At 67.9% G+C, this 4,181-nt stretch carries 3 protein-coding genes; 1 reads left to right on the forward strand and 2 read right to left on the reverse strand.

Annotated elements, in window-relative coordinates:
* Positions 1-165 precede the first annotated feature (165 nt).
* Both AB0N17_RS45385 and AB0N17_RS45390 read right to left on the reverse strand, forming a co-directional pair.
* The gene (locus AB0N17_RS45385; protein ID WP_366017551.1) at positions 166-2,178 is read right to left on the reverse strand and encodes a PEP/pyruvate-binding domain-containing protein; all 2,013 of its coding nucleotides are present in this window, start codon (positions 2,176-2,178) and stop codon (positions 166-168) included.
* Complete coding sequence (locus tag AB0N17_RS45390) at positions 2,175-3,437, reverse strand: ATP-grasp domain-containing protein (RefSeq protein ID WP_366017549.1); 1,263 nt, start codon at positions 3,435-3,437, stop codon at positions 2,175-2,177. Before AB0N17_RS45390 ends, AB0N17_RS45385 begins: the two co-directional genes overlap by 4 nt.
* A gap of 265 nt (positions 3,438-3,702) precedes the next feature.
* Here AB0N17_RS45390 and AB0N17_RS45395 point away from each other — a divergent pair.
* Positions 3,703-4,181: PAS domain-containing protein (locus tag AB0N17_RS45395; protein ID WP_366017550.1), on the forward strand; the 479-nt coding region annotated here is incomplete at its 3' end.

Raw genomic sequence — 4,181 nt, forward strand, 5'->3', positions numbered from 1 at the left:
CCCCATAGGGGTTTCTGGACGGAGGAGCCAACCCAGCAGCCAGTAGGGCGCCACCTCCAAACCCGGTCCTTCAGGACCGGGTCAATTTGACACGGATGATGCGGCGGGCGGCGGGGGACGGCGCGGTTTGCGGGGGACGCAGTTGCGGGGAGGGCATATCGTGTATCACCCGGTGTAGGGGCGGATCTGGACCAGATGAAAACTCCCCTCTGCGGTCAGCAGCCACTCGATGTCCATGGCGTCGTCGGCGTCGCCCTCGGTGAAGTAGGACTGCAGCAGACGCCCCGTCAGCGCCAGTCGGGCCAGTGCCGCGCGCGTCGCTGCGGGGAGGTCCTTTCCCGACGAGCCGACGCCCACTGTGCGTCCGCCTCCCTCGACGGTGTTGTACAGGTACTGATGGGGCAGAACCGTGCCGTCCACCACCTGCTCGGGCGAACCGGGCGTGCAGTTGAGGTAGACGTTGCGGAAGTCCTCGCGCTGGGTCGGGTTGCAGGTCACCAGTACGCCCCCGAGTGTGGCCGGGACGTACTCTTGAACGATCACTCCCATATAGGTGTCTTCCAGGGAGATGCCGACCTGGTGCCGCAGACGCACGCTTCGCGGCGATACCAGCGAGGCCCACACCTGCCGTACGGCGTCCATGAGCTGATCCGCACCGCGCACCGTGGTCACCGAGTCGTAGATACCGGCGGCCGAGAAGCCCGGCAGGTCCTCGGCGTTGGAGGACGACCTCACCACCAGGCGGTGTTCCTCTGCGAGCAGCCGCGGCACCGCGCCGATGATTGCCCCCGCCACCTCGTCTGGCATTGGCACACTGCGTATGAGGCGCTGGAGACTCAGGCACAGCGGGTCGATGACATCGAGCGCTCCGAGCTCGAGCGCCATCTTCAGTCTCCCGATGCCCTGTTGCAGGTCGGGCGAGGAGGTGAGGAACAGGCGGTGCAGCCGGAACGGCAAGGCCACGCCGTCTGGTGCTCCAACGGTGTTCGCCACCTGTTCGACCGCCGCGGCGCGTAGCCGTTCCGGTGACGCTCCGGCTTCACCGAGCCGTGCCGCGAGGTGGCCGAGCAGGTGTGGCCGTGGCGGGCGCGGGCGTGTGTAGAACGACGTCAGGTTCGCTGTACGGCTGTCCAGGACGTGATGCAGCTCTCCGAGGTTGGCAGCCTTGGTGCCGTAACTGTCACGGTCGGCGCGCCGGAGCCGGTGCAGTGCCAGAACTGGCGCGTTCTCCAGCGTGGGTGTCGCTACATGGATGCGCTGCTGGTGCCAGGCTGGCCGCTCCAGAGCCGGTGCGCAGGGCAGCCGCCGCAGCGTGATCTCGTCCTCCCGTGCGCGGTAGCGGACCCAGGCGCCGTCGAGGTCGTCTTGTTCGATGAGAGCGTCGAGGTCGCGGACGATCGCGTTCGGGATGTCCCAGCCCGAGGCGAGGATGTTGGTGTGCGACAGCGGCGTGATAGGGGAGGTGTTGACGAAACCGGCGACTCTGGGGACGTCGTCGGGCAGGCACGGCATTGCGACGATGTCCGACCAGCCGAGTCCGGTGGCTGCGGACTCGTACTGGGCCGTGGTGCGGAAGTAGCGCAGGCGTCCCTCGGCCTCTCCCGGGTTCAGGCAGGTTCGGGTCCGGTTGCCGTACAGCTCGTGGCTGAGGATACGCGGCACGTGTGCCTCCTCGATCGTGGCCAGTGCCTGTTCCTGCCCGTGGTTGGCGGGTTTCAGCAGCAGCGGCAGGCGTGCGTCCGTGCGTTTGCGCACGTAGTGGTAGAACTCCTCGAGGAGCGCGCCATGCATGGTGTCCGCCTCGGTGGTCTCCAACACCAGGAAGGACCGCTCGGATTCGGCAGCCTGGTCATGGGTGTGAAGGGACAGCACCCCCAGCAGGAAACGGCGCTCGGGTGCCGTGTACACGGATGCGTTGAACGCGTTCAGTCCTGCGTCGAGGTCGTCCAGCGTCATACCGAGGATGCGGGTCGCGATGTAGTCGACGTGAAAGGGGTGCACGCGGGTGTCGAGCAGATGCCAGGTGTCCTCGGCTCGGTCCACCACGACCTTCAGGTAGGGGTGTCCGGCCAGCACTCCGGATCGGGTGCGGAATAGTGACAGCGACAGGTGGGCGCCGACGACTGTACGGTCGCGTGCCGCCTCGGGCGCGCCCGTCTCGTCCGGTGTGAGGATCATGCCGGGACCCCCTCGGTAACGTCCGCGGGCAGGATGTGCGGAAGGGTGTTGATCAGTGTGCTGAAGATGCCGATGACGGTTTGCGGCCGGTCGGCCGACAGGAGACACAGCCCTGCGATGGTGTTGGCGCCTGCGGCTGGGGCGTAGACCGGTACGGGGCTGCCCTCTGTCAGCGAGCTCTCGCTGACGACGGACAGCTCGGCGTCGGCGCCGATGCGGGCGCAACGGATGACTGCCTTCGAGTCCGATTGGTGGCGGCGCGGCCACGGGACGCCGTCGCCGTCCACGGCGAGGACTACCAGGGAGCCGGCTGCGCCGTCGGCCTCCGCGGCCGTCAGCGCCCGGGCCGGCCAGAGGGGAGACCGGCCAAGCAGCTGGTCGGTGAACATGCCGACCAGGTCGAGCCCGAAGACCTGCTCGATCTGCGGCACGGTCATCGCGCCGCCGAACCGGGCGGCCGTTTCGATCACCCAGATGCGGCCGTCCATGCCGAGTTTGATCTCTGTGTGGGTGCCGCAGTTCTCCAGCCCCAGGGCGTCCACGGCGCGCCGGGCCAGTTCCACGATCTGGTTCTGAGCCTCGGACTCGAGCGCGGCCGTCGTGATGCCGGCGCGTTCGGTGAACAGCGCGACCGTTGGCATCCGACCGCTCACACAGACCGGGTGGAAGGCGGCGTCCACGACCACACCCTCGACACTGATGTAGTCACCGCACCCCGGGTCGGTGAACCATTCCCTGGTGCATCCGCTGACGATCTCTTCGACGATGAAGTCCTCGCAGGAGTCGGTGACATGGAGTTCCGCGTGCCCGAGCAGCAGCGGGTACGACAGTTCAGCTGCTGCGGCTTCAAGTTCATCAGCGCTCGTGATGGCCCGGAAACGGGGCTGCGGAATGCCGTGGCGCTGCCAGGCGGCGCGCATCAGGCGCTTGTCGCGGGCGAGCGGTGCGGTGCGCCCGGCGCCCATCAGCCCGAGCCGGCGCGCTGCCTCGGCGACCGCGGCCACGGCGTACGCCGAGAAGGTGATGACGGCGTCCGCGCCGACTTCGCGGGCCCGGGCGGTGATGATCTCGGCGAGGTCGCGTTCGTATGCGTCCTGGGGTGTGATGACCGAGGCGCACAGGTTAGAGGCCTCTGCCACCGCGGTGGCGGGCAGTTCGCTGATGGCCAGCAGGTGCACCGCGGACCTCGCGGCCGCCCGCGGCAGTGCGTGCCCCACCGGCGGGCCGCCCTTGGCGTGCACGTACAGCACCTTGCTCACGGCTATCCCACTCCTTTGCTTCCTGTTGCTGCGCGGTCTCTCTTTCCAGCGAAGCACTCCCAAAGCCCGCTATAGAGCCCGCGATGCGTGAACTGCTCGGGCAAATGCCCTATTGCTTGGCCCGGTTGGCGTCACGTGAGGCTCTGGCGATGCGCTAGTGCCGGCGCGGGCGGTGCGGGCCTGGCCGTCGGCGTGCCAGACGTGCCACGGTGTACGCATAATGGATTACTCACAGTAACGCAGTGGAATTTCAAGGAGTTGAGTCGTGGACGAGGCCGACTTCACGTCGTTGCTGGCGTCCCTTCCGGTGGCCTGGTGGGAGGCTGACGGCGGCCTGGGAGTGGTCCACAGCGGGGGTGGTGCCTTCGACGACGAGGGCACCACCCGTCGTTTCGTGGAGGCCCTCTGTGCGGAGCAGGGCGGTGCCTGCGATCCACCCGGCGCGGGTCCCTATCAGACACGCTTCGAGGGCCGGACCTTCGACGTGAACTGGCTGGCGGGCCGGTGTGGCGCGCAACGGCACGGCATCAGGGGAGTCGCGGTCGAGGTCGGCGGCCGACGGGACGAGGCCGAACCTTATGCCTCGTTCGCTGAACTCAACCCGGCGGCCGCGTTCGTCCGCGACGTCAGCGGCCGCAACCTGTGGGTCAATCACGCCTATGCGTACCTGTACGGGACCACCCGCGAGTCCGTGATCGGCAGGTCCCTCGCCGATGTCGACGAGCCTGACGATGTTGCCCGGTT

Origin of the sequence: Streptomyces sp. NPDC051133 (genome assembly GCF_040682635.1) — a bacterium.
Classification (GTDB): Bacteria; Actinomycetota; Actinomycetes; order Streptomycetales; family Streptomycetaceae; genus Streptomyces.

Coding starts and splice junctions, on each gene's coding strand:
- AB0N17_RS45385 (WP_366017551.1), bottom strand. CDS start 2,178: ATGATCCTCACACCGGACGAGACGGGCGCGCCCGAGGCGGCACGCGAC.